The organism is Capnocytophaga sp. oral taxon 329 str. F0087 (assembly GCF_000213295.2).
Taxonomy (GTDB): domain Bacteria; phylum Bacteroidota; class Bacteroidia; order Flavobacteriales; family Flavobacteriaceae; genus Capnocytophaga; species Capnocytophaga leadbetteri_A.
This window is the reverse complement of the sequence record NZ_KN390092.1, coordinates 1-1,101: the sequence shown is the minus strand read 5'-3', so window position 1 is coordinate 1,101 and position 1,101 is coordinate 1. Positions and strand designations below refer to the sequence as shown.

Here is a 1,101-nt window from a genome sequence, read left to right as displayed (position 1 = left end):
TCTTTAGCACGAATGTTTACATAGCCGTCTTTGTCTTTTACTACGGCATAATCTCCAAAAGGACCTTGCGCAAAGGCGTTGGTCGTAAGGAGCATGAATAGAATAAGTAAGTGTTTCATATTAAAAAAGTTTTATTTTATTAAAGATGCTCACTAAAAAACGCCTCCAATTTATCAAACGGAATTACTCCAGCTTGATTGTCGTAAAAATCAGTATGGCGGGCATTAGGGACAATCAGCAGTTCTTTTTTCTCGCTCCCTATTAGCTTATAGGCATCTTCACTCATATAGCGCGAATGAGCATTTTCTCCTGCAATCATAAGGGTTGGCACTTCTATTTCGTTTGCATAGGCTAACAGAGGGAAATTCATAAATGAAAGCAGTGTAGTGGCTGTCCAAACGTGATTAGAAACCGAACGCTCGTGGAAACCTCGTGGTGTTTTGTAAAACTCAATATAATCATTTAAGAATTGAGGTACTTTATCCGATGGCTCATCGGGCATAGGGTAACCTGGTGTAGGGGTTCCTGTCTCGGCATCTGCCCAACGAATAGCATTGAGCGAGCGCTTCATTTCCAAACGCATTTCGGGTGTATTGGCATCAAAATAGCCTTTGCTAAACACGCGCGACATATCGTACATTACCATTGTGGCCACTGCCTTAATACGGGTATCGATAGCGGTAGCATTCAGTGCAAAGCCTCCCCAACCGCAGATGCCTATGATACCTATTTTTTCTCTATCTACAAAGGGTTGAATGCCTAAGCAATCTACCGCAGCCGAAAAATCTTCGGTATTGATGTCTGGCGATGCTACATTGCGAGGTTCTCCACCACTTTCACCAGTATAAGAAGGGTCGAAAGCTAAGGTTACAAAGCCTCTTTCAGCCATCGTTTGGGCGTAAAATCCTGAGGCTTGCTCTTTTACAGCTCCAAATCCTCCACAGACAGCAAGGGCAGCAAGTTTTTTATCTTCGCTGTTTTTAGGGAAATACAAATCGCCTACGAGGGTAATACCATAGCGGTTTTTAAACGATACTTTTTTGTGTTCAACTTTATCGCTTTTAGCGAAAATCTTATCCCAGCAGCAAGCATTTACAGGGT

The 1,101-nt window shown here is 42.4% G+C and carries 1 protein-coding gene and 1 pseudogene; both read right to left on the bottom strand.

From position 1 onward, the window contains the following. A pseudogene (locus tag HMPREF9074_RS12230) lies at positions 1-119 on the bottom strand (SH3 domain-containing protein); the annotation flags it as partial. A 20-nt stretch (positions 120-139) separates the two neighbouring features. Beyond that, positions 140-1,101, bottom strand: a 962-nt coding sequence (locus HMPREF9074_RS11480; protein ID WP_034541009.1) for an alpha/beta hydrolase, incomplete at its 5' end; no start/stop codon positions are given.